The organism is Isoptericola sp. Y541 (assembly GCF_059445465.1).
This window is the reverse complement of the sequence record NZ_JCAIUJ010000004.1, coordinates 39,022-63,018: the sequence shown is the minus strand read 5'-3', so window position 1 is coordinate 63,018 and position 23,997 is coordinate 39,022. Positions and strand designations below refer to the sequence as shown.

Sequence of the window (23,997 nt, the reverse complement as noted above, 5' to 3'; positions counted from 1 at the left end):
CCATGACATCGACACCCAGCACCGCACCCGGCAGCGCCCCCACGGGCGGAACTCATGCCGAACGGTCCACGGAGCACCGCATCGTGGTGCCCACCCACGTACCGATGGTCGCGCTGCTCGGCAGCCGGGACTCGGTGCTGCGGGCCGTGGAGGACGGGTTCCCCGCCGTGGACGTGCACGCGCGCGGCAACGAGATCGTCGTCAGCGGCCCGGCCGGCGAGGTGGCTCTGGTCTCGCGGCTCCTCGACGAGCTGGTCGAGGTGGTCGAGTCCGGCACGCAGCTCACCCCCGAGGTGGTGGCGCGGTCGGTCGAGATGCTCACGGCCGCACCCGCGCAGCGCCCGGCCGAGGTGCTGACGTTCAACATCCTGTCGAGCCGCGGGCGCACGATCCGGCCCAAGACGATCGGCCAGAAGCACTACGTCGAGGCGATCGACGCCAACACGATCACGTTCGGCATCGGCCCCGCGGGCACGGGCAAGACGTACCTGGCCATGGCCAAGGCGGTGCAGGCGCTGCAGGCCAAGCGGGTGAACCGCATCGTCCTGACCCGCCCGGCGGTCGAGGCGGGGGAGAAGCTCGGGTTCCTGCCCGGGTCGCTGAGCGACAAGATCGACCCGTACCTGCGCCCGCTGTACGACGCGCTGCACGACATGATGGACGCCGAGGCGATCCCGAGGCTCATCGAGGCCGGGACGATCGAGGTGGCGCCGCTGGCCTACATGCGCGGCAGAAACCTTAACGATTCTTTTATTATTCTTGACGAGGCGCAGAACACCTCCGCCGAGCAGATGAAGATGTTCCTCACGCGCCTGGGCTTCGGCTCCACGATGGTGATCACGGGCGACGCCACGCAGGTGGACCTGCCCGGCGGCACGACGTCGGGCCTGCGCGTGGTCGAGGACATCCTCACGGGCGTGGACGACGTCGAGTTCTGCCGCCTCACCTCGGCCGACGTGGTGCGCCACCGGCTGGTCGGGGACATCATCGACGCCTACGGGCGCTGGGACGTCGCGACGTCGCGCGGCGAGGCCGCGGAGCGCCGGTCCGGTCACTCCGGACGTGACAGCCACGAACGAGGAGCACGCAGGTGAGCATCGAGGCCGCGGCGAATGGACGGGGCGAGCGCCCATGAGCATCGAAGTAGCAAACGAGTCCGGCATCGAGGTGGACGAGGCCGAGTTCGCCGCGCTCGGACGGTTCGTCCTCGACACGCTGCACGTGCACCCGCGCAGCGAGCTGTCGATCATGTTCGTCGACACGACGGTCATGACCGAGCTGCACGTGCAGTGGATGGACGAGCCCGGGCCCACGGACGTGCTGTCCTTCCCGATGGACGAGCTGCGCCCCGGCCGCGAGGGCGAGGAGACGCCGCCCGGCACGCTCGGCGACGTCGTGCTCTGCCCGGAGGTCGCGGCGCAGCAGGCGGTCGTCGCGGGGCACTCCACGGCCGAGGAGCTCATGCTGCTGACGACGCACGGGATCCTGCACCTGCTCGGCTACGACCACGCCGAGCCGGAGGATGAGAAGGAGATGTTCGCGCTCCAGCGTCGACTCCTGCTCACCTTCCTCGCCGGACGGTGAGGGCGGGGTGATCTGAGTGGACGGACCCGAGCTGCTGCTCGGCCTGGTGGTCGCCGTCGCGCTGGCGCTGGCCGGGACGCTCTCCGCGGGGGAGGCGGCGGTGCTGCGCGTGACCCGGACGTCGGTCGCGGACGCCGTGATCGAGGCGGAGACGTCCGACCAGCTGACCGCGACGGCGCGCCGCACCCGGCTCGCGCGGCTGCGGTCCGTGCAGGGACTGGTCGTGGACCCGCCCGCGGCGGTGGCGACGTTCGCGCTGGTGCGCGTCTTCGCCGAGACCGTGGCGCTGGCCGCCGCGACGCTGATGATCGCGGACTGGTTCGACACGTGGTGGCAGGTCATGCTGGCCGCGGCTGTCGTGGGCCTCGCCGCGGGCGTCGTCTTCGTGCGGTTGAGCCCGCGCGCGCTCGGGCTGCGGCGGCCGCTGCCGGTGCTCGTCGCGCTCGCCGGGCCCCTGGCCGCCGTGCACCGCGCCGCGGCCGGGCTCACCGAGCGCACCACCGATCGCTCCAACGGGCGCTCGGGGGAGCGGGACGGCGAGCACGACCCGGGCGAGGACGCGCTGCGCGAGATGGCCGAACGGGTCCGCGACAACGACGCGATCGAGGACGCCGAGCGCGAGCTCATCCGGTCCGTCGTCGAGCTGGGCGACACCCTCACCCGCGAGGTGATGGTGCCCCGCACCGACATGGTCACGGTCGCGGCGACGACGCCGCTGCGCAAGGTCATGCGGCTCTTCCTGCGGTCCGGATACTCCCGGGTCCCGGTGGTGGGCGACGAGGTCGACGACCTCGTGGGTGTGGCGTACCTCAAGGACGTCGCGCGCGTGCTGGAGAGCGAGCCGGGCAGCGACGACCGTCCCGTGGTCGAGGTGGCCCGGGACGCCGTCTTCGTGCCCGAGTCCAAGCCCGCCGACGAGCTGCTGCGCGAGATGCAGGCGTCCCGCTCCCACATCGCCGTCGTCGTCGACGAGTACGGCGGCATCGCCGGGCTCGTCACGGTCGAGGACGTCATCGAGGAGCTGGTCGGGGAGCTGACCGACGAGCACGACACCGCCCTCGCCGTCGAGCCCGAGGACCTTGGGGACGGCACGTTCCTCGTGTCCGCGCGGATGCCCGTGGACGAGCTCGGCGAGATGTTCGACCTGCGGCTCGACGACGACGACGTGGACACCGCGGGCGGCCTGCTGGCCAAGGCGCTGGGGAAGGTGCCGCTCACCGGCTCCACCGCGGACGTCGGGGGCCTGCACCTCGTGGCCGACCGCGTCGAGGGCCGCCGCAAGCAGCTCGCGACGCTCCGGGTGAGCCGCGCCGCGCCCGGGGACGACGACGACACAGCAGCGGGCGACCATGTCGTACCGCCGGACCAGAAGGAAGCACACGCATGACCACCGAGACCTCGCACAGCCCCGCCGACCACCGATCGGGCTTCGCCTGCTTCGTCGGGCGGCCCAACGTCGGCAAGTCGACCCTCACCAACGCGCTCGTGGGCGAGAAGGTCGCCATCATGTCCGCCCGGCCGCAGACCACGCGGCACACGATCCGCGGCATCGTGCACCGCGACGACGCCCAGCTGGTGCTGGTCGACACCCCGGGACTGCACCGCCCGCGCACGCTGCTCGGCGAGCGCCTGAACGCACTGGTGCAGGACACCCTCGGCGAGGTCGACGTGATCGCGTTCTGCCTGCCGGCGGACCAGAAGATCGGCCCCGGCGACAAGTACATCGCGGGCAAGCTCGCACCCCTGATGGAGGGCCGCCGGGCCGTGCCGGTGGTGGCCGTCGTGACCAAGGCGGACCTCGTGGACCGCGGCCGGCTGGCCGCGCACCTGATGGCCGTCGACGAGCTCGCCCGGTCGGTGGACCGCGACTGGTCCGCCATCGTGCCGGTCTCGGCGAAGGACGGCTACCAGGTGGACGAGCTCACCGACGTCCTGGTCGCGCACCTGCCCGAGGGGCCCGACCTCTACCCGGGCGGCGAGCTGACGGACGAGCCCGAGCAGGTCATGGTGGCCGAGCTGGTGCGCGAGGCGGCGCTGGAGGGTGTGCGCGACGAGCTGCCGCACTCCCTGGCCGTGGTGGTCGACGAGATCGTGGAGCGCGAGGGCAGCGGCGACGAGGCGAAGGGCCGCCCGCCGCTGCTCGACGTCCGCGTCAACCTGTTCGTCGAGCGCGAGAGCCAGAAGGCGATCATCATCGGCAAGGGCGGGTCGCGGCTGCGCGAGGTCGGCACCAACGCCCGGGTGGGGATCGAGAAGCTGCTGGGCACGCGCGTGTACCTCGACCTGCACGTCAAGGTGGCCAAGGACTGGCAGCGCGACCCCAAGCAGCTCCAGCGGCTCGGGTTCTGACGGGTCCCGGGGGACATCCCCCGAGGCAGCCGGAGGTTTTCCGCGGCGTCGTCGCGGGGCGGCGCCGAGTAACATCGCTCCGTGGTGTTCCGGACTATTGCGACGACAGCGGCGATTCTCGTGGGCCTGGCCCTGACCGGGGCGGTCGCCGGGCCCCAGTGGGACCCCGTCCCGGTGACCGACCACCTGGTGCCCGCGACCTCCGACACGGCGATCGGCGGGGTCGACCCGGACGACACCGCCGTCGGTGAGGTGGGCGAGTTCGAGGTCGGCGAGACCCAGGTCACGATCCCGCTCGGCGACGGCGTCGTGGTGGGCGGCCTGCTGCGGCAGCCGGTGGGGGACGACGGCGCGCTGCTGCCCGACCGCCCGGGCGTGGTGTACGTGCACGGCGCCGGCACGGGCAAGTCCAGCGAGGCGTTCACCGAGTCGGCCACCGCGCTGGCCAGCGCGGGCGTCGTCACCCTGGTCCCGGACAAGCGCCTCGACACCTACACGACGCGCGACCGGGACTACGTCGCGATGGCCGCGGACTACCAGCGTTCGGTGGACCTGTTGCGCACCATCGACGGCGTCGACGCCGACCGCGTCGGGGTGTACGGCGAGTCCGAGGGCACGTGGATCGTGCCCGTGATGCAGGCGCAGGACCCCGCGATCGCGTTCACGGTCCTCGTCTCCGCGCCCGTGGTGCCGCCGCGCCAGCAGGCCGCGTTCGCCGTGGACAGCTACCTGCGCAACACGGGCGTGCCGGAGCAGGTCTTCCGCGCCATCCCGCGCGCGGTCGGCATGCAGCTGCCGGGCGGCGGCTTCGAGTACGCCGACTTCGACGTGCGGCCGTGGCTCGAGCAGCAGACGGCGCCGGTGCTGGTCGTCTACGGCACCGCCGACCCCTCCATGCCGATCGAGCAGGGCGCCCGGCAGGTCATCGCCGACACCGCGGTGGGCGGCGACGACGCGCCGGTGACGGTGCGCTACTACGCGGGCGCCAACCACGGGATCAACGTGCCCACCGAACAGCCCGGCGGCGGCACCGAGCTGCACCTGCACCCCGGGTTCGCGACCGACGTCGCCACGTGGATCCTGGGCCTGCCCGCCACCGCGGTCGCCGAACCCCGGATCGCCGGCGACACGCCGAACCAGCTGTACCTCGCCTCCGCCGTCCCGCAGCCGCGGTGGTGGGGCAACGGCGACATCGTTGTGGGCGCCGTGATCGCGGGGGCCGGGCTCCTGGTGCTCGGGCCGCTGGTGTGGGGTGTGCATGCGCTGGTGCGGCGTGTCGCGCGCCGACGGTCGTCGGCGGGCGCGCCGCGGCTCGCGCGGGGCCTGCGGTGGGCGCTCGTCGGCCTCGGGCTCGGATCCGTCGCGACCATGGCCGCCCTCGTGGCCTACCTGCTGGCCGTCGCCAGCCTCGCACTCGACTACCAGCGTGACGGCCTCGTGGTGCAGGGCGGGTGGATCGCGGTGCGCCTGCTCGGGGTCGCGACGGCGGTGGCCGCGGCGCTCGTGATCCGGCGGGTGACGGACGTGCGGGCCGAGCGGCGCGCGGGGGCCGATGTCGCCGTCGCGCGGGGGTGGCCGGCCGTGCTCACCTTCTGGTGCACCATCGCCGGCGCGACCGCGCTCCTGTGCACGCTGGCCTACTGGGGCGTGTACCAGCTCGGCATCTGAGGGCATCCTCGAGCGGGCGCCGACGGCCCGTGTGACCAACGCGCCCGCGCGGGACCCGACGTCGGGGCCTCGCGTCGGGTAGAAACGATGCGGACGCACGTTCGCCCCGTACTTGGAGCACCAGCATGGAGACGCACGCATGACCGATCCCGACGCCCTCGACGCACCCGCGGAGCGACGCTCGCCGTTCGCGGGCGTGCCGGTTCGCGACCTCGTGCGCGACGTCGTCGCAGCATTCGCGCTCCTCGTGGCGCTCCCGCTGCCGTGGGACCACGCGCACCGCGGCAGCGACCGGCTCGAGGTGGTGCTCGTCACAGTCATCGCGCTCCTCGCCCTGGCCGCGCCGTACCTGCGTCGCGCCGGCGTGGGCCCGGCGTCGTGGGACGGTCTGACGTCGCGCCGGACCGTCGCCCTGGGCTGCATTCCCTACGCGGTGGTCGCGATCGTCTACCTCGCGCTGGACGTTGCGGGCCCCGCGGACGCCTCGGGCGGCGTGGGGGCGGGTCTCGCGGTCGGCCTCGCGGGCGCCGCCCTGGCAGTGGCGCCCCGCTGGGTGCACGCGCCGGCCGTCGTCGCGGGAGTGGTGGCGCTCGGCACCCTCGCCACCCCCGTGGCGTCCCTCGTGCAGGGGGGCGCGTGGGCCACCACCGTCGTGGGCGCCCTCAACGCGCTCGTCGTACTCGGCGTCCTGTGGTTCACCGTCGGCGACTACCTGCGGTCCGGGGACCTCGCCGCCGGCTACGTGCTGCTCGGCCTCGGCGGCGCCGTGGCGCTCGAGCTGGTGCTGTTCGCCGGGGGCAACCTGAGGCCGTGGTTCGAGAGCGTGCACGAACAGCGCCTGGGCCTGCTGCTGCTCCCGGTGGTCGCCGCCGTCACGGCTCACCGCGTGGTCGACGACGCGGCCGCCACCGTCGACGACCCCGACCCGGTGCGGGCGGAGCGCTGGATCGCGGTGGCGGTGCGCGCGTTCTGGCTCGTGGCGCTCGTCGCCGCGTTCGTGGCCCTGGTGGCGCTGGTGCGGATCGTGAGCGACGGCGTCGCGGTGAGCCTCGTGCTCCGGCTGATCGTCGGCGTGCTCATGACGGGCGTCGCGATCGCCGCGCGTCGTGCGCTGGCCCGCGACCCGCGTGGCGGTCACGTCACCGCCGTCGGTGCCGCCTGCGTGCTCGTGGTGCTGGGCCTGGTGATCGTCGTCGCGCGGGCGGGCCTGGGCACGCAGTCCAACGTGGAGGAGCTGCTCGTGGCCTTCGGACTGCCGGCGATCGCCCTCGCCGTCCTGCTCGTGCCGCCGTCCGTGCGCGAGCTCGTCCAGAGCGTGCCGGAGCCCGCCGAGGCGGAGGCCGGACCGGCGGAACACGCACCCGCCGGGAACGCACCCACCGAGTACGCCGCGCCGCACGACGGGCAGCCCGTGGAGGACACCGTCGAGCCCGCCGCCACGGTGCCGGTCGCGTCGGAGCCCCTCCCGGCGGCCGCGCCGCGGCGGACCTGGACGGCCGCCGCGCCGTCGACGCCGAGGACGGCACCGGCGTCGCACTCGCCGGCCCTCACGCCCTCGCCGTCCGCCTCGCCCGCGCCGGCGGCGCGCCCCGCGGTCGACGCGACCCAGCAGATGGCGCCGGTGCGGGAGCATCCGGCGCCCGCCTCCCGGGCTCCGGACTCCACGCAGGTGCTGCCGCCGGTCCAGGGCCCGCCGCCGGTGCAGGCGCAGGCGCCGGGGTGGTCGGCGGCCCAGGCGATCGACCCGACCACGCCCCTCGCCGACCTCGCCCGCATCGCGGCGGAGGCGCCGCACCTGCGCGCGCACGTCGCCGCGAACCCGGCCACGTACCCCGCCCTGCTGGACTGGCTGGGCGCCCTGGGCGACCCGGCGGTCGACGCCGCGTTGCGGTCGCGCCGCTGATCCACGGGGCCCGGACGGGCCCGGACGGGACCGCTCCGGACCGGCCTGGGCCGCGCCGCGCGAAGGTGTACGGTGACAGCGTGCATCGCACGGTGAGGCTCCTTCTTCGGTGCCGCGGCGGGGCCTACTAGGCCGGATCCCCGTCGCGGAGGTTCTGGCGCGCCGGCCGACTGGTCATGACCGTCGGACCCGACCCGGGGACGCGGCCACCGAGCCCCCACGAAGGACGCACACCATGCAGAACCCCCACCCCCACGGCATCGCCGGCGCCAACCCGCAGCGCCCCTCCGGGATGCCGTACACGCGTTACGTCCCGTTCCACGAGCAGATCAAGGTAGACCTGCCCGACCGCACGTGGCCGGACAAGCGGATCTCCCAGGCGCCGCGCTGGTGCGCCGTCGACCTGCGTGACGGCAACCAGGCGCTTATCGAGCCGATGGACGCCGAGCGCAAGCTGCTCATGTTCGACCTGCTCGTGCAGATGGGCTACAAGGAGATCGAGGTCGGCTTCCCGTCCGCGTCCCAGACGGACTTCGACTTCGTGCGCCGGCTCATCGACACCGACCGCATCCCGGACGACGTCGTCATCCAGGTGCTGACCCAGTGCCGCGACCACCTGATCGAGCGCACCTACGACGCGATCCGCGGCGCCAAGCAGGCCATCGTGCACATCTACAACTCGACGTCGATCCTGCAGCGCGAGGTCGTGTTCCGCAGCGACATGGACGGCATCGTCGACATCGCCCTGCAGGGTGCGCGGCTGTGCCGAAAGCTCGAGGAGACCGTCCCCGAGACGACGGTCTACTACGAGTACTCGCCCGAGTCGTACACGGGCACCGAGCTCGAGTTCGCCGCCCGCATCTGCAACGAGGTGCTGGAGGTGCTGGAGCCCACCGCCGAGCGACCCGTGATCGTCAACCTGCCGGCGACGGTCGAGATGGCCACGCCCAACGTGTACGCGGACTCCATCGAGTGGATGAACCGCCACCTGGCGTTCCGCGAGAACGTGGTGCTGTCGCTGCACCCGCACAACGACCGCGGCACGGCCGTCGCCGCCGCCGAGCTCGGCTACCAGGCCGGCGCGGACCGCATCGAGGGCTGCCTGTTCGGCAACGGCGAGCGCACCGGCAACGTCGACCTGGTGACCCTGGGCATGAACCTGTTCGGCCAGGGCATCGACCCGCAGATCGACTTCTCCGACATCGACGCCATCCGCCGCACCGTGGAGCACTGCAACCAGCTGCCGGTGCACGAGCGGCACCCGTACGTGGGCGACCTCGTCTTCACGGCGTTCTCCGGCTCGCACCAGGACGCCATCAAGAAGGGCCTCGAACACATGGCCGTCCGCGCCGAGACCGAGGGCAAGCCGGTCGACGCGCTCACCTGGGGCGTGCCGTACCTGCCCATCGACCCCAAGGACGTCGGCCGCTCGTACGAGGCCGTGATCCGGGTCAACTCGCAGTCCGGCAAGGGCGGCATCGCCTACCTGCTGTCCACGGAGCACTCGCTGGACCTGCCCCGTCGCCTGCAGATCGAGTTCTCCGGCGTCGTGCAGCGGCACACCGACGCCCGGGGCAGCGAGGTCACCGGGGCCGACATCTGGCGGATGTTCAGCGACGAGTACCTGCCGGTCGAGGAGCACGACGCGCGCGGCCTCGAGCCGTGGGGCCGGCTGCGCCTGCGTGAGACGCGGACCGCCGCGTCCGAGGGCGGCGCGACCACCCTGTCGGTGGACGTCGTGGACCACGGCGTCGAGCTGACGCTCGAGGGCACCGGCAACGGCCCGCTCGCCGCGTTCGTCGACGCGATCGCGAAGGTCGGCGTGGACGTGCGCGTGCTCGACTACGCCGAGCACGCCCTGTCCGAGGGCGGCGACGCCCTCGCGGCCTCGTACGTAGAGTGCCAGGTGGGCGACGACGTGCTGTGGGGCGTCGGTGTCGATCCGTCGATCACCACGTCCTCCCTCAAGGCGATCGTCTCGGCCGTGAACCGGGCCGCGCGGGTCTGACGAAGGTCGCGGTTGAGCCTGTCGAGACCCGGCCTCGCTGGTTGAGCCTGTCGAGACCCGGTCTCGCTGGTTGAGCCTGTCGAAACCCGGCCTCGCTGGTTGAGCCTGTCGAAACCCGGCCTCGCTGGTTGAGCCTGTCGAAACCCGGTTTCGACAGGCTCAACCAGCGAGCCGCGTGAGCGTCGCCTCGTACGACCCCGGGGCTCGCGCTGGGTGTGGGTCGTCTCGTCGCAGGTGTGGTCCAGGTCGGGCCCGGGTCGGCCGCCGGGGTAGAGGTCTCGGTCAGGCCCAGGAGCCCGCGGTCGACCGACGCGTCCGAGCGGCCGACGTCCGCGAAGTGCAGGCCGCCGTCGCCCGTCGCGACCGTCTCGGTGGACGTGCCGCTCCACGTGTCCACGATCTCGCCCGCGGGCATCGTGCCGCGCACCGGCTCCGCGCCGTCGTAGCGGATCACCTCGGTGCCGTCCTGGCGATCTCGAGGACCCGGCCGTCCCACCCCGTGACGTCGACCGACTCCCCGGGCAGGTTCCACGCGTCCGTCATGGACGCCTGCTCCCACCGACCTACGAGGCAGGGGTCGAGGTCGCCGGCTCCGGCCCCGTCGGCGGCGTCGTCGGTGAGCGTGGTGGACGGGCTCGGTTCGGTGCTCGACTTCGTGCTCGGGAGCGGGCCGCTGGGCCGCCCAGCTCGCGTGGGTCGTCCGGCTCCAGGAGGGAGGTGCCGGTGGGCAAGGTGTCGTCGTCCTGCGTGCGGAAGGACAAGGCATAGCTCTTGGTCGTACGGCGGTCCTGGGCGGTGGTCGGGGCCGGTGAGGCGGCGCTCAGCTACGCGGTCGACCCCGCCCGGACGGGTTGTCGTCCGCCGCGGGAAATGCCCCGCGCGGGGGCCGTGTCTGTCGGGAGCACCTGGGACAATAGGGCCGTGCCCTTGTACCGAGACGACGCGATCGTGCTGCGCACCCACAAGCTGGGTGAGGCCGACCGCATCGTCACGCTCCTCACCCGCGAGCACGGCAAGGTGCGTGCGGTGGGGCGGGGCGTGCGCCGCACGTCGTCGCGCTTCGGTGCGCGGCTGGAGCCGTTCATGGTGGTGGACGTGCAGCTGCACACCGGGCGCAACCTCGACACCGTGACGCAGGTCGAGACGGTGGGGCCGTACGCCCGCGCCATCTGCGAGGACTACGCGCTGTACACCTCCGGCGCCGCGATGCTCGAGGCCGCGGACCGCCTGGTCGCCGCCGAGCACGAGCCCGCCGTGCAGCAGTACTGGCTGCTCGCCGGGGCGCTGCGCGCGATGTCGGAGCGCACGCACGCGCCGGGCCTCGTGCTCGACTCCTACCTGCTGCGAGCGCTCGCCGTCGCCGGCTGGGCGCCGTCGTTCACGGAGTGCGCCCGGTGCGGTGAGCCGGGGCCGCACCACGCCTTCTCCGTGGGGCAGGGCGGCGCGGTGTGCTCGCGCTGCCGCCCGCCGGGCTCCACCGCCCCCGCGCCGGAGACGTTCGCCCTGCTCGGCGCCCTGCTCGGCGGGGACTGGGAGACGGCGGACGCCGCGCTGCCCCGGCACCGCACGGAGGCGTCGGGCCTGGTCGCGGCCTATGCGCAGTACTACCTGGAGCGCACGCTGCGCTCGTTGCGCATGATCGAGAGAGAGGCCTGATGTCCCCCACTCCCGCTTCCCGGGACCCCCGGTACGCCGAGCCCTACCCGCACCCGTCGGGGGCCACGCCGCCGGCGATCCCCGTGCAGTTCGTGCCGAACCACGTGGCGATCGTCATGGACGGCAACGGCCGCTGGGCCAACGCGCGGGGCCTGCCGCGCGTGGAGGGTCACAAGCAGGGGGAGAAGTCCCTGCTCGACGTCGTGGCCGGCGCCGTGCAGGTGGGCGTCAAGCACGTCTCCGCCTACGCGTTCAGCACCGAGAACTGGAAGCGGTCGCCGGACGAGGTGAAGTTCCTCATGAACTTCAACCGGGACGTGATCCGCCGCCGTCGCGACGAGATGTCCTCCTGGGGGGTGCGGATCCGCTGGGCGGGCCGCCGGCCGCGCCTGTGGGGCTCGGTGATCAGGGAGCTCCAGGTCGCCGAGGAGATGACCAGGGACAACGACCGGTGCACCCTGACGATGTGCGTCAACTACGGCGGCCGCGCCGAGATCGCGGACGCCGCCGCCGCGATCGCGCGCGACGCCGCAGCGGGCAAGCTCAACCCTGCGCGGGTCACCGAGAAGACGGTGCAGCGCTACCTCGACGAGCCCGACCTGCCGGACGTCGACCTGTTCCTGCGCTCGTCCGGCGAGCAGCGCACCTCGAACTTCATGATCTGGCAGGCGGCCTACGCGGAGATGATCTTCCTCCCGGAGCCGTGGCCGGACGTCGACCGGCGCCACCTGTGGCGCGCGGTCGAGGAGTTCGCGCGGCGCGATCGGCGCTACGGGGGAGCGGTCGACAGCGTCGAGACCGCTGGTTGAGCCTGTCGAAATCCAGGTTTCGACAGGCTCAACCAGCGCGTGGCGTGGTTTCGACAGGCTCAACCAGCGCGTGGCGTGGTTTCGACAGGCTCAACCAGCGCGTGGCGTGGTTTCGACAGGCTCAACCAGCGCGTGGCGTGGTTTCGACAGGCTCAACCAGCGCGTGGCGTGGTTTCGACAGGCTCAAGCGCGTGGCGTGGTTTCGACAGGCTCGTCCAGCGACGCTCAGTCCGCGAGGACCTCGGACATGGAGTCGACGAGGGCGGGGAAGCCGTCCTCCCAGTACACGGACAGCGCGGTGGGCGGCGACACGGACGAGGTCTCGACGGTGCCGACGACCTGCGCGACGTTGCCCGCCTTGACGGCCGGGATGGCCTGCAGCTCCTTCTTGGTGAGGAACGCCTCGGCGTCCTCGGGCGTGTAGGCGTAGTCCACGATGAAGTCGGCGTCGAGCTGGTCGAGCTCCTCGTAGGACAGGGCGTAGAAGAAGCCCCCGTTCGAGGTGTCGAGCTCGGCCACCGACGGCGCGACCTCGACCCCGAGGCCCTCGAGGAACCCGGCCCGCGGGTCGAGCGCCGGGTACACGTACACCTGGCCCTCCGTCGGCGAGTCCACGACCGCGGCGAACGTCTTGCCCACGAACTCGGGGTGCTCGGCGGCCTTCTGGGCGACGAAGTCGCCGATGTCGGCGAGCACCTGCTCGCCCGCGTCGGAGCGCCCGAGCGCGTTCGCGGTGAGCTGGATCGTGTCGTCCCAGGACGTGGTCCAGGCGGCGTCCGGGTAGGCGACGACGGGGGCGATGTCGCTCAGCACGTCGTACTGCTCCTGCGTGATCCCGGAGTAGGGGGCCACGATGAGGTCGGGGTCGGCCTCGACGAACTCCTCGTAGGGCACGGAGGAACCCTGCTCCGGGTCGGACAGGATCGTCGGCTTCTCGGCGCCGGCCTTGTCGTAGGCGTCCTTGACCCACGGCAGCAGCGCGTCCTCGCCCACGGTGAAGACCTGCTCGCCGACCGCGACGGGGTAGACGCCCACGGCGATGGCGGCCTCGGTGGAGCCCCAGCCCCAGGTCGCGACCCGCTCGGGCGCCTCCTCGACGACCGTCTCGCCGAGGGCGTGCTCGATCGTGATCGGGAACTCGTCGGTGGCGCCGGACGCCTGACCGCCGGAGCCCTCGTCCTCGGGGGCGTCGTCGGACGCGCAGCCGGCGAGGGTGAGGGCGGCGGCGGCGGCAAGGGCGGCGCCGGCGGTGAGCGGACGGCGAAGACGCACGGGTACTCCTCGGTGGGTTCGCGCGGAGGCGCGGGGGGATATTGAGTGAGGCAAGCCTAACCTATGCGTCGGGCGTGCCGTGCCGTCGATCCAGGGGTACGACGAGTGGCGTTCCCGACACCGGGTCGGGGACCACCCGGGACCGCAGGCCGAACGCGGCGTGCACCGTCGCCTCGGTGAGCACGTCGCCCGGTCGGCCCTCCGCCACGACCTGCCCGGCGCTCATCACCACCAGGTGGTCGGCGTACCGCGCGGCGAGGTTCAGCTCGTGCAGCACCATCACGACGGTGGTGCCGCGGGTGCGGTTCAGCTCGGCGAGCAGGTCCAGCAGGTCGACCTGGTGGGCGACGTCGAGGAACGTCGTGGGCTCGTCGAGGAGCACCAGGTCCGTCTCCTGGGCCAGGACCATCGCGATCCAGACGCGCTGCCGCTGCCCGCCGGAGAGCTCGGCCACCGGCCGGTCGGCGAGATCCGCGGTGCCGGTCGCGTCGAGGGCGCGCAGCACCGCCGCGTCGTCGGTGGAGCTGTGGCGCCCGAACCAGCCCTGGTGCGGGTACCGGCCGCGGCCCACGAGCTCCGCGACCCGCACGCCGTCGGGGGCGATCGAGGTCTGCGGCAGCACGGCGACGCGCCGGGCCAGCTCCTTGCGGGACAGGGCGGCCACGTCCTCGCCGCCGAGGGTGACCACGCCGCCGTCGAGCGGGTGCAGGCGGGCCAGGCCGCGCAGCAGCGTGGACTTGCCGCACGCGTTGGGCCCCACGATCGCCGTCACGCTGCCCGCGGGGAGCTCCAGGTCGAGCCCGTCGATCACGCGCCGCCCGTCGTAGCCGAGGCACACGCCGTGGGCGCGCAGGGTGACGTCGGTGGCCGGCGCGAACGCCGGGTCGGCGGGATCCGGCCCGCCGGCACCGGCCTCCGCCGGGGCGGGGCGGTGGACGTCGGTCATGCCAGGGACTTCCTTCCGTCGGTGGCGAGGAGCCACAGCAGGTACGGGGCGCCGACCAGGCCGGTCACGATGCCCGTGGGCGCCTGGATGCCGAAGAGCAGGTGCTGGCCCACGACGTCGGCCGTGAGCACGAGGAGCGCGCCCGTCAGGACCGAGGCGGTGAGCGCTGGGCCGCCGTCGTCCACGAGCCGGCGCGCGATCGCGGGGGCGACGAGCGCGACGAACGTGAGCGGCCCGACGAACGACGTCGCGACGGCCACCAGCCCGACCGCGAGCAGCAGGGAGACGACGCGAGCGGCGTCCACCGGCACCCCGAGGGCGCGCGCGTTGTCGTCGCCGAGCGCGAGCGGGCCCTGCCAGCGCGAGGCGACAGCGACGGCGGCGCCGAGGACGAGCACCGTGACGGCCAGCGTGAGGAGCTCGGCGCCCCGCACGTCGGCCACGCTGCCCACGGTCCACACGAGGGCCGCCTGCGCCTCGCGCACCTCGGCGCTCGCGAGCAGCCACGCCAGCAGGGACGAGCAGAGGTAGGCGAACCCGACGCCGACCAGCACAAAGCGGATCGAGTGCAGGCCTCGCCGCCAGGCGAAGAGCCAGATCGCCAGCGCGACGGCGAACGCACCGGCGAAGGCCGCGCCCGAGATGGCGAGCCCGGTGAGTCCCGCGACGAGCATGGCCGTCACGGCGCCGAGGCTGGCGCCGCTCGCGATGCCGAGGATGTCCGGGCTGGCCAGGGGGTTGCGCAGCGTCGTCTGGAAGAGCGCCCCGGCGAGCCCGAATGCCGCGCCCGCGAGCACGGCCGTCTCGATGCGGGGCAGGCGCAGACGGTGCACCACGAACACGTCGGCGTCCGAGCCGGAGCCGAAGAGCGCGGCGAGCGCGCGCCCCGGCGGCAGCGACGCCTCTCCGAGGGTGAGGGCGAGGGTCGCGACGGCGACCATGAGGACGACGAGGGCTGCCAGCACGACCGCGAGCCGGCGCCGGCGCCGGCTGCGCAGCCCGATGACAGTGGTGACGGGTGCGTCGGCCGGGGCGGCGGCGGGAGAGAAGGTGCTCACGTCACACCCCCGCCACGGACTTGCCGCGGGCGACGGCCACGAGCACCGGCGCGCCGATCGCGGCGGCCACGACGCCCGCCTCGAGCTCGGAGTGCGGCAGCACGAGGCGGCCGAGCACGTCGGACCCGAGCAGCATCACGGGCCCGAGCAGGGCGGTGAGGGGCACGATCCAGCGGTAGTCGGTGCCCACCAGGCGACGGGCCGCGTGCGGCACCGCGAGCCCGACGAGCGCGATCGGGCCGGCGAGGGCCGTCGCCGCGCCGGCCAGCAGCACGACGGCGGCCGCGGTGAGCCCGCGGGTGAGGCCGATGCGCTGGCCCAGCGCCCTGGCGACGTCGTCGCCGAGCGCCAGCATCGACAGCCGGTGGGCCAGCAGCAGCGCGAGCACGATCCCGACGGCGACGAAGGGCCACAGTCGCTCGAGGGTCTCCATGCCGCGGCCTGTGAGCGAGCCGACGGCCCAGAACCGGTAGAGGTTGAACGCCGTCGGGTCGCGCAACAGCACCAGCGTGATCAGCGGGGTGATGAGGGCGGCCACGGTGGCGCCCACGAGGGCCAGTCGGACGGGCTGCCCGGCGCCGATCGAGAAGACGAGCAGGGAAGCGGCCGCGGCGCCCGCGAACGCGAACCACACGAAGCCGAGCGGCGCGGTGATGCCGAGCAGCGAGACGGCGACCACGACCGCGAGCGACGCGCCTGCGTTGAGGCCGAGGAGGCCGGGGTCGGCGATGGGGTTGCGCGTGACGCCCTGGATGAGGGTGCCCGCGATGCCGAGGGCCGCCCCCGCCGCGAGACCGATGAGCGTGCGCGGCACGCGCTGGTCGCGCACCACGTCGTGGTCCACGTTCCCCGCCACGGGATGGGTCAGCGCCTGCCAGACGGTGCCGAGGTCGAGGTCGCGCACCCCGAGCGTCAGGCTGGCGACGACGACGAGCGCCAGGACGACGAGGGCCAGCGCGCACACGAGCAGCCGGCCGCGGGTGCGCCGTGCGACGAGGTCGACGGCGGGGCGCGGGGCGGGGGCGAGGGCGGCGGCCGCGGTCACCGGGCGGCGCCCGGACGGCTGGGGCGGCCCGGGCGGACCCCCGGGCGAGAGGTAAGCATTGCCTAAGTCTGGCACAGGCCCGCCGGTGGGTGGGGCCGCCCCGGGCCTCGGATCAGGCGTCCGGACCGGCACTCACGCGACGGGTCAGCCGGTAGACGACCCAGGCGACCAGCGCCACGGCGCCCACGCCGACCACGACCAGCGTGACGGGATGGCGCAGGCCGATCGCGATCGCGCCGTTCACCGCCGCCGTGCCGATCGTCGTCCAGATGCCGGCCCACACGGCGCACCCGGCCAGCAGCGCCACCAGGTAGCGGCCGAACGGCATGCGCAGGTACCCGGCGGAGAGGTTGACGAGGGTCTGCACGCCCACGGTGAAGAACGACAGCGTGACCGCGGGCGGGCCCCAGCGGTGCACCCGTCCGATGACCGCCGCGGCGCGGGGCCGGGCCAGGACGTCGGCGAACCGGCCGCCCGCGGTGCCGCGGGCCACGCCGCGGCCCGCCCAGTACGTGGCCTGCGCGCGCACGAGCACGATGCCGAACGCCGCGGCGTCGACGACCCAGAACGGCACGCCCGCGACGGTGAAGACGCCCGTCGGCTCGGCGCCCTGGGACACGTCGGCGGACACGTTGGCGAGCGCAGCGGCGAGCGCAGGGGCCATGGGCACGGCCTCATTCTGCCCCGTCGAGGTATGGCTGTCCTAACTCGTGGCTGACCTACCTCGGTCGGCCCCGGCGCGGCAGGCGGCGCAGGTGCCCCAGAGCTCGACGGTGTGGTCGATGTCCGCGAAGCCGTGGGCCGCGCCGACGGCGGCGGCCCAGGTCTCGACCGTGGGGCCGTCGATCTCGACCGCGCGGCCGCACGCGCGGCACACCAGGTGGTGGTGGTGCTCGCGGCGCTCGCAGCGGCGGTACAGGCTCTCGCCGTCCTCGCCGCGCAGCACGTCGACGTCGCCGCCGTCGGCCAGCGCCTGCAGGGTGCGGTACACGGTGGCGAGCCCGACGGCGTCGCCGCGCGAGCGCAGCCGCTCGTGCAGCTGCTGCGCGCTGCGGAACTCCTCGCTGTCGCCGAGCGCGTCCGCCACGGCCGCGCGCTGGCGGGTCATGCGCGGCGCGGTCCGCTGGGCGGTGTCGCTGTCATGGCGTGTCGCGTTCACGGGGTGCACTCCTCCTGCGGGGTGCCCCGGTCGGCGCCGGCGGGGGCCACCGCGACGTCGTCGGGGATGTCGGGATGCGGGTCGGCCGGCGAGCGCCGGCGCGCGAGCAGGGGGTGCAGGGCCGCGACGACGGCGTACAGGCCGATCGCGAGCACCACGATGAGCGCGCCGGGCGACACGTTGTGCCAGTAGGTGATCGTCAGGCCCGTGACGCACACGACCACTCCGACCACCGACGCCACCAGCATGGTGCGCCGGAACGAGTGGGTCACGAGCTGGCCGATCGCGACGGGCACGATCATCAGGGCCGAGACCAGGATCAGGCCCACGACGCGCATCGCGACGGTCACGGTCAGCGCGGCCAGCACGGCCACGGCCATGTTCAGGGCCCAGACCGGCAGGCCCGAGGCGATGGCGAACTCCTCGTCGTGGCTCACCGAGAACAGCGCCGCACGCAGGCCCAGGCCCACCAGCAGGATCAGCCCGCACAGGGCGACGGTGACCCACACGTCGGAGGTCGACACGCTGGAGATGGAGCCGAACAGGTAGGACATGAGGCTGCCGGACGACCCGCCCGCGAGGCCGATGAGCAGCACGCCGCCCGCGATGCCGCCGTAGAACAGGATGGCCAGGGCCAGGTCGCCCGACGTCCGGCCGCGGCGGCGCACCACCTCGATGAGGACCGAGCCGGCCACCGCGGCGACCACCGCGCCCGGCACTGCGAGGACGTCGTCGGGCACGAGGCCCATCGCCGCGCCCACGAGCCAGCCCAGCGCCACGCCGGTCAGCGCCACGTGTCCGATGCCGTCGCCCAGCAGGGCGAGCCGGCGCTGCACCAGGTAGGTGCCCACGACGGGCGCGCTCACGCCCACCAGCAGCGCTGCGATCAGGGCGCGCTGCATGAACGGGTCGGTGACCATCTCCCACAGGCCGGTCACGGTGCCACCTCGTCGTTGTCGTTGCTGTCGGAACCCCGGTTGAACCCGTCGTCGCGGGGCGACTCGAACGGTCCCTCCGCCAGCCGCACGTCCTGCGCGCGCTGCAGCGTGCGGGAATGCGCGTGCGGGTGCAGGTGCTCGTGCGCCTCGCCGCCGTGGCCCGGCTGCGGGGTGGGCGGGGCGCCGTCGTGCACCACGCGGCCGTGCCGCAGCACGACGCAGCGCTGCACCAGCGGGGCCAGCTCGCCGAGCTCGTGCAGCACGACGAGCACCGTCGTGCCGTCGGCCACGAGCCGCGTCATCGTCGCGGCGAAGGCCGCCTGGCTGGGCCGGTCGACGCCGGCGACGGGCTCGTCGAGCACGAGCAGGTCGGGGCGGCGCACCAGGGCGCGGGCGATGAGCACCCGCTGCTGCTGGCCGCCGGAGAGCTCGTGGGTGGCGCGCCGGGCGCGGTCGGCCAGGCCGACGAGCTCGAGCGCCTCGCGGGCACGGGCGCGCCAGCCGCGGGGCAGGCGCAGCGTGCGACCGTGCAGCAGCCCGGACGCGACGACCTCCTCGGCCGTGGACGGGACGCCGGCCGCGGCGCTCACGCGCTGGGGCACGTAGCCCACACGCGCCCAGGGCACGCCGTCGCGGAGCGGGCGGCCGAGGAGCCGCACGCTGCCGGTCGTCGCGGGCAGCACCCCCACGAGGGTGCGCACCAGCGTGGACTTGCCCGAGCCGTTGGCGCCGAGGAGCGCGACGACCTCGCCCTGCCGCACGGTGAGGTCCACGCCGCGCAGCACGGGGCTGGAGCCGAGGCGGACGTGCACGTCGCGGGCCTCGATCGCGGGAGTGCCGTCCTCCGCGGGCGGTGCCGCGACCCCGCCCTGGGAGTCGGTGGTGAGCGTGGTCATGAGCACTGCAGCCCTTCGGTGAGTGCGGCGAGGTTGTCCTGCATGACGGAGACATAGTCGCCGCCCGCCTCGACGGCGTCCTCGGACAGGCCCTCCAGCGGGTCGAGGACGGCGGTGGTCACGCCGAGGTCGGTCGCGAGGGTCTGGGCCACCTTGGGGCTGGTGAGGGTCTCCGTGAAGATCGTGCCGACGCCGTTCTCGTCGACGATCGCACCGACCTCGCGCAGCCGCGCGGGGGACGGCTCGGCCTCCGGGTCGAGCCCGACGACGCCGACCTGCTCCAGGCCGTACCGCTGCGCGAGGTAGCCGAACGCCTCGTGCGAGGTGACGAGGGTGCGCGACGCGCACTCCTCGAGGCCGGCTGAGTAGTCGGCGTCGAGGTCCTTCAGCTTCTGCTCGAGCTCGCGGGCGTTCTCCGTGTATGCGGCGGCGTGCTCCGGGTCCGCCTCGCCGAGCGCGGCGGCGACGGCGTGCCCCACGGGGATCATGAGCGTGGGGTCGAGCCAGAAGTGCGGGTCGAGGGTGCCGTGATCGTGCCCGTCCTCGTCCTCCGAGGCGCCCCCCGGCGTCCCCGGGTGCTCCTCCAGCGTCACGACGTCGCTCGTGTCCACGACGTGCTCCGGCGCGCGCGCCTCGACCGCCTCGTCGACGGCCTCCTGGAACCCGGAGGAGTACACCACCAGGTCGGCCGTGCCGATCTCGCGGACCTGCGCCGGCGAGAGCTCGAGGTCGTGCGGCTCGGCGGCGGGCGGGGTGAGGTTCGAGACGGAGACCAGGTCGCCGCCCACCTGCTCGGCCACGTACTGCAGCGGGTAGTACGACGCGAGCACCTCGAGCGTGCCGTCGGAGCCGCCGTCGCCGCTGGAACACCCGACGAGGATCGCGGGCAGGGCGAGGGCGGGCAGGGCGGCGAGGGCCGCGCGTCGGCGAAGCATGAGAACGATTCTCATTAGATTGAGAACGGTTGTCAACTCGGCTCAGGTCGGTGAACGGGGCCGGGGCGAGTATCGGGCGTCAGGACGACAGGTACCCGCGGGCGAACGCGGTGGCGACGGCGGCGGCCCGGTCGTTCACGCCGAGCTTCGCGTAGACGTGCAGCAGGTGCGTCTTGACGGTCGCCTCGCTGATGAACAGCTGTCTGGCGGCCTCGCGGTTGTTCGCGCCGCGCGCCGTCAGCTGCAGCACCTCCAGCTCGCGCTGGGACAGCGATCCCGGGCTCGGCCGGCGCACCTGCCCCATGAGCCGGGTGGCGACCGTCGGCGAGAGCACGGCCTGCCCCTCGTGCGCCGCCTGGACCGCGCGGAACAGCTCCTCGCGCGGGGCGTCCTTCAGCAGGTAGCCGGTGGCGCCGGCCTCGATGGCGGGGAGCACGTCGCGGTCGGTGTCGTAGGTGGTCAGCACCAGGATCCGGGCCGTGACGCCGCGCTCGGCGAGCTCTTTGATCGCCGTGACGCCGTCGCCGCCGGGCATCCGCAGATCCATCAGGATCACGTCCGGGCGCAGCCGTTCGCCGGCGGCGACGGCCTGGGCACCGTCGGCGGCCTCGCCGACGACCTCGAAACGGGGGTCGGCGCTGAACATGCCACGGAGCCCGTCACGCACGACGGGGTGGTCGTCGACGACCAGCAGCGAGATCACGAGGCGGCCGTCGCGGGGATCGCCGGCACCGCCGCCGAGATCGCCGTCCCGGCACCGGGCTCCGACTCGATCTCCAGCCGTCCCGCGAGCCGTTGCACCCGTTGCCGCATCCCGATCAGGCCGAACCCGCCGACCGTCGAACCGGCGGCGCGCGGGGCGTCCGGCTCGAAGCCGACGCCGTCGTCCCGTACGTCGAGGGTCACGATGTCGTCCATGTACGACAGGGTCAGGCCGACCCGACGGGCTCGCGCGTGCTTGGCCACGTTGGCGAGCGCCTCCTGCGTGGTGCGCAGCAGGGCGACCTCGATGTCGGTGTGCATCGGCCGGGGGTCGCCGGTCGTCGTGAGGGCGACGTCGATGTGGGCATCGTCGGACCACCGCCTGGTCAGGTCCCGGATCGCGTCCGGGAGGGCGGCTCGCTCGAGCACGGTCGGCTCCACCGCGTGCACGGTGCGGCGCGCCTCGGCGAGACTCTCGCGAGCCAGCTCGGTCGCGGTCGAGAGGTGCCGGCGCAGCGAACGCTCGTCGTCCACCCTCTGGTCGGCGGCCTGCAGCTGGGTGAGGATGCCGGCCAGGCCCTGGGCGAGGGTGTCGTGGATCTCCCTCGCCATCCGCTGGCGCTCGTCCAGCACCCCCGCCTCCCGCGCCTGGGTCAGCAACTGGGCCTGCAGGTCGGCGTTCTGGGCCAGCGCGCGCTCGAGTCGCACGTTGGCCTCGTGCACCTCGGCCAGGGCTCGCTTCTGCTGACCGGTGTGTCGCACGAGCTGCTCGGCGAAGAAGAAGAACCCGACGGAGATCACCGCGGAGACCACGCTGACGCCCAGCCACTCCCACCAGAGGTCGTCGGCCGCGATGCCGATCGCGCCGCCGAGGAAGGCCGCCGCCTGGATGATCCCGGTCGCGACGGCGCCGATGTACCGCCATCGCCCGTGCAACGCCGCGAAGGCCTGCGGGTAGCCGAAGAAGGCGAAGAAGCCGTACCAGGGGGCGAGCGCCACCAGTGCGGCGGTCAGCACCATCAGCCCCGCGTAGTACAGGCCCATCCGCCTGCGGCCGGCCTGCCACTGCGGGTGCAGCGTGGAGAACCAGAGAAGCCACAGTGCTGCCACGACCGAGAGCGCGAGCGCCACCAGCAGGCGTGCGGACGGTGCCGAGATCAGCTGGACCACGGTGACCACGACGCTGACGGCCAGCAGGAAGTAGGGGAAGACCTTGAAGGCCAGGGGATCGTCGCCCTCGAACAGGGCGCCCTCCGCACCCCGCGGACGCTCGGTGCTCATCACTCACTCCCAGCGGAAGTATCGCGCGGCCAGCCCCCCGGCCACGATCGCCCAGGCCAGCATGACGGCGATCTGGAGCGGTGCCGGCCAGGCCCCGGCGGCCGCGTTCTGGAGCGACTGTACGCCGGCGCCCAGCGGCGTGAGGTCGCTGATCGTCCGCAGGACGTCGGACATGTCGCGGCGCGGTACCCAGAGGCCGGCGAAGAACACCAGCGGGAAGAACGCCAGGGTCCCGACCGCGGTGGCGCTCCGGGCGCTCGGCGCGATCGACGCGACGAGCAGGCCGACGGCGAACATCGCCAGCGCCAGCAGCAGGTAGCTGATCACGAACGCCGGGAGCTGCGGAGGCAGGCGTACGCCGAACGCCAGCCGGCCGATGGCGAGGATGGCCAGCGTCGTCACCACGGACAGGATCGTGGCCATCACCAGCTGCGCCCCGATGAGGAGCCCCGGCTCGACCGGGGTGGTCCGCATGCGTCGCAGCACGCCCTTCTCCCGGTAGGAGGCGAACAGCGGGGGAAGTCCGGTGAGCGCGAAGAGCGCGATGCCCATGGCGATGACGATCGGCAGGAACAGGTCGATGGGTCGGAGGTGCTCGGCACCGACGTTGCCGTCGAGCATCCCGGGCATCAGGCCGACGACGACGAGCAGGGCGGGGGCGAACGCGATCGTGAAGAACACGACGGCCGGTTCGCGGAAGAACAGTCTGGTCTCGGTGGCGGTGAGCCGGTACAGGACGGACATCGTGGTCTCCTCAGGTCTCGACTCAGGACTCGACGGGGTGGCCGGTGAGCGCGACGAACGCGTCGTCGAGCGTGGCCTGCTCGACCCTCAGCTCCGTCGCGCTGATCCCGGTGCGGCCGAGCGCACCGGTCACGGCGAGCAACAGGTCTCCCGTGCCGGTCACGACGACCTGGTTCGCGGCCCGCTCGACGGCCGTGACCTCCGGCAGGACGGTGAGCACGGCGTCGTCCAACGGTCCGGAGGGCCGGAAGCGGATCCGCTGTCGGCCGTCGACCGCGGAGACCAGCCCGGCGGGGGTGTCCACGGCGATGACGCGTCCGGCGTCGATCACGGCGACCCGGTCGCAGAGGCGCTCGGCCTCCGCCATGAAGTGCGTGACCAGCAGGATCGTCACGCCCCGGTCCCGGATGCACTCCATCAGGTCCCACACGTCACGGCGGGCCTGGGGGTCCAGGCCCGTGGAGAGCTCGTCGAGCACGGCCACCCTCGGGCTGCCGATCAGCGCGAGCGCGATCGACAGCCGCTGCTTCTGGCCGCCCGACAGCCGCCGGAACTGCGTGCGGTGCTTGCCGGCGAGGCCCAGGATCTCGGCCAGCTCGCGCCAGTCGGCCGGTGCGCGGTAGAAGGAGCTGTAAAGCTCAAGGGCCTCGCCCACCGTGAGCTTGTCGGGCAGCTCGCTCTCCTGCAGCTGTGCGCCGAGCAGCTGCCGAAGCTCGCCGTCGTGCGCGTGCGGGTCGAGGCCGCAGACGCGGATGGTGCCGCCGTCCGGGGTGCGCAGCCCCTCGATGCACTCGACGGTCGTGGTCTTGCCGGCCCCGTTCGGGCCCAGGATGCCGAAGATCTCGCCCTCGTCGACCGTGAACCCGACGCCGTTCACGACGGTGTGGTCGCCGTACCTCTTGACGAGATCTTCTACCTCGATGATTGCCATGCCTGCAGCCTCGCCGGCCGGCCCCGCGCGCCGGATCGACTACGCGGCTGCACCTGACGAGGGTCCGGGGGATGCGCGCATCAACCGATCGGTGGAGGGGTCCCGGTCCCGCG

The 23,997-nt window shown here is 73.5% G+C and carries 22 protein-coding genes; 9 read left to right on the top strand and 13 right to left on the bottom strand.

The window, feature by feature from the left end:
* Positions 1–2 precede the first annotated feature (2 nt).
* The 9 genes from AC1C2V_RS10520 to AC1C2V_RS10480 all read left to right on the top strand — a co-directional run bounded on the left by AC1C2V_RS10520 (position 3) and on the right by AC1C2V_RS10480 (position 11,977).
* Complete coding sequence (locus AC1C2V_RS10520) at positions 3–1,094, top strand: PhoH family protein (RefSeq protein WP_495389558.1); 1,092 nt, start codon at positions 3–5, stop codon at positions 1,092–1,094.
* 37 nt (positions 1,095–1,131) lie between these two features.
* Positions 1,132–1,584: an rRNA maturation RNase YbeY gene (ybeY, locus tag AC1C2V_RS10515; protein WP_495389557.1), complete on the top strand. Its 453-nt coding sequence runs from the start codon at positions 1,132–1,134 to the stop codon at positions 1,582–1,584.
* 16 nt (positions 1,585–1,600) lie between these two features.
* Positions 1,601–2,971 (top strand): hemolysin family protein, encoded by a 1,371-nt coding sequence (locus tag AC1C2V_RS10510; protein WP_495389556.1) that lies wholly within the window; start codon positions 1,601–1,603, stop codon positions 2,969–2,971.
* Positions 2,968–3,933 (top strand): GTPase Era, encoded by a 966-nt coding sequence (era, locus tag AC1C2V_RS10505; protein WP_495389555.1) that lies wholly within the window; start codon positions 2,968–2,970, stop codon positions 3,931–3,933. Before AC1C2V_RS10510 ends, era begins: the two co-directional genes overlap by 4 nt.
* Positions 3,934–4,014: 81 nt before the next feature.
* Positions 4,015–5,601, top strand: coding sequence for an alpha/beta hydrolase family protein (locus tag AC1C2V_RS10500; RefSeq protein ID WP_495389554.1), 1,587 nt, complete (start codon positions 4,015–4,017; stop codon positions 5,599–5,601).
* A gap of 139 nt (positions 5,602–5,740) precedes the next feature.
* A complete protein-coding gene (locus AC1C2V_RS10495) occupies positions 5,741–7,504 on the top strand; it encodes a DUF7937 domain-containing protein (RefSeq protein WP_495389553.1) in 1,764 nt (587 codons plus the stop codon).
* 235 nt (positions 7,505–7,739) lie between these two features.
* On the top strand, positions 7,740–9,512 hold the full coding sequence (gene leuA, locus AC1C2V_RS10490; RefSeq protein WP_495389552.1) for a 2-isopropylmalate synthase: 1,773 nt from the start codon (positions 7,740–7,742) through the stop codon (positions 9,510–9,512).
* A 921-nt stretch (positions 9,513–10,433) separates the two neighbouring features.
* Positions 10,434–11,168: a DNA repair protein RecO gene (gene recO / locus AC1C2V_RS10485; protein WP_495389551.1), complete on the top strand. Its 735-nt coding sequence runs from the start codon at positions 10,434–10,436 to the stop codon at positions 11,166–11,168.
* Complete coding sequence (locus AC1C2V_RS10480) at positions 11,168–11,977, top strand: isoprenyl transferase (RefSeq protein ID WP_495389550.1); 810 nt, start codon at positions 11,168–11,170, stop codon at positions 11,975–11,977. The genes recO and AC1C2V_RS10480 overlap by 1 nt, the downstream gene beginning before the upstream one ends.
* Positions 11,978–12,202: 225 nt before the next feature.
* Here AC1C2V_RS10480 and AC1C2V_RS10475 read toward each other — a convergent pair whose 3' ends face one another.
* The 13 genes from AC1C2V_RS10475 to AC1C2V_RS10415 all read right to left on the bottom strand — a co-directional run bounded on the left by AC1C2V_RS10475 (position 12,203) and on the right by AC1C2V_RS10415 (position 23,884).
* Positions 12,203–13,249: an iron-siderophore ABC transporter substrate-binding protein gene (locus AC1C2V_RS10475; RefSeq protein WP_495389549.1), complete on the bottom strand. Its 1,047-nt coding sequence runs from the start codon at positions 13,247–13,249 to the stop codon at positions 12,203–12,205.
* Positions 13,250–13,310: 61 nt separating this feature from the next.
* Complete coding sequence (locus AC1C2V_RS10470; protein WP_495389548.1) at positions 13,311–14,195, bottom strand: ABC transporter ATP-binding protein; 885 nt, start codon at positions 14,193–14,195, stop codon at positions 13,311–13,313.
* Positions 14,192–15,253 (bottom strand): FecCD family ABC transporter permease, encoded by a 1,062-nt coding sequence (locus AC1C2V_RS10465; protein ID WP_495389547.1) that lies wholly within the window; start codon positions 15,251–15,253, stop codon positions 14,192–14,194. Before AC1C2V_RS10465 ends, AC1C2V_RS10470 begins: the two co-directional genes overlap by 4 nt.
* A 1-nt stretch (position 15,254) precedes the next feature.
* On the bottom strand, positions 15,255–16,298 hold the full coding sequence (locus AC1C2V_RS10460) for a FecCD family ABC transporter permease (protein ID WP_495389546.1): 1,044 nt from the start codon (positions 16,296–16,298) through the stop codon (positions 15,255–15,257).
* 112 nt (positions 16,299–16,410) lie between these two features.
* Positions 16,411–16,962 (bottom strand): DedA family protein, encoded by a 552-nt coding sequence (locus AC1C2V_RS10455; RefSeq protein ID WP_495389827.1) that lies wholly within the window; start codon positions 16,960–16,962, stop codon positions 16,411–16,413.
* A gap of 39 nt (positions 16,963–17,001) precedes the next feature.
* Positions 17,002–17,406 carry a Fur family transcriptional regulator gene (locus AC1C2V_RS10450; protein WP_495389826.1) on the bottom strand — a complete coding sequence of 135 codons (405 nt, stop codon included), beginning with the start codon at positions 17,404–17,406 and terminating at the stop codon, positions 17,002–17,004.
* A 47-nt stretch (positions 17,407–17,453) separates the two neighbouring features.
* Complete coding sequence (locus AC1C2V_RS10445; RefSeq protein WP_495389825.1) at positions 17,454–18,377, bottom strand: metal ABC transporter permease; 924 nt, start codon at positions 18,375–18,377, stop codon at positions 17,454–17,456.
* A gap of 14 nt (positions 18,378–18,391) precedes the next feature.
* The gene (locus tag AC1C2V_RS10440) at positions 18,392–19,291 is read right to left on the bottom strand and encodes a metal ABC transporter ATP-binding protein (protein WP_495389545.1); all 900 of its coding nucleotides are present in this window, start codon (positions 19,289–19,291) and stop codon (positions 18,392–18,394) included.
* Entirely contained in the window at positions 19,288–20,226 is a 939-nt protein-coding gene (locus AC1C2V_RS10435; protein WP_495389544.1) for a metal ABC transporter substrate-binding protein, read from the bottom strand. Before AC1C2V_RS10435 ends, AC1C2V_RS10440 begins: the two co-directional genes overlap by 4 nt.
* Before the next feature lie 79 nt (positions 20,227–20,305).
* Complete coding sequence (locus AC1C2V_RS10430) at positions 20,306–20,929, bottom strand: response regulator (RefSeq protein WP_495389543.1); 624 nt, start codon at positions 20,927–20,929, stop codon at positions 20,306–20,308.
* Positions 20,926–22,209: a sensor histidine kinase gene (locus AC1C2V_RS10425; RefSeq protein WP_495389542.1), complete on the bottom strand. Its 1,284-nt coding sequence runs from the start codon at positions 22,207–22,209 to the stop codon at positions 20,926–20,928. Before AC1C2V_RS10425 ends, AC1C2V_RS10430 begins: the two co-directional genes overlap by 4 nt.
* Before the next feature lie 3 nt (positions 22,210–22,212).
* Positions 22,213–22,953 carry an ABC transporter permease gene (locus AC1C2V_RS10420; protein ID WP_495389541.1) on the bottom strand — a complete coding sequence of 247 codons (741 nt, stop codon included), beginning with the start codon at positions 22,951–22,953 and terminating at the stop codon, positions 22,213–22,215.
* A gap of 22 nt (positions 22,954–22,975) precedes the next feature.
* Positions 22,976–23,884: an ABC transporter ATP-binding protein gene (locus tag AC1C2V_RS10415; protein ID WP_495389540.1), complete on the bottom strand. Its 909-nt coding sequence runs from the start codon at positions 23,882–23,884 to the stop codon at positions 22,976–22,978.
* Positions 23,885–23,997: the final 113 nt, after the last annotated feature.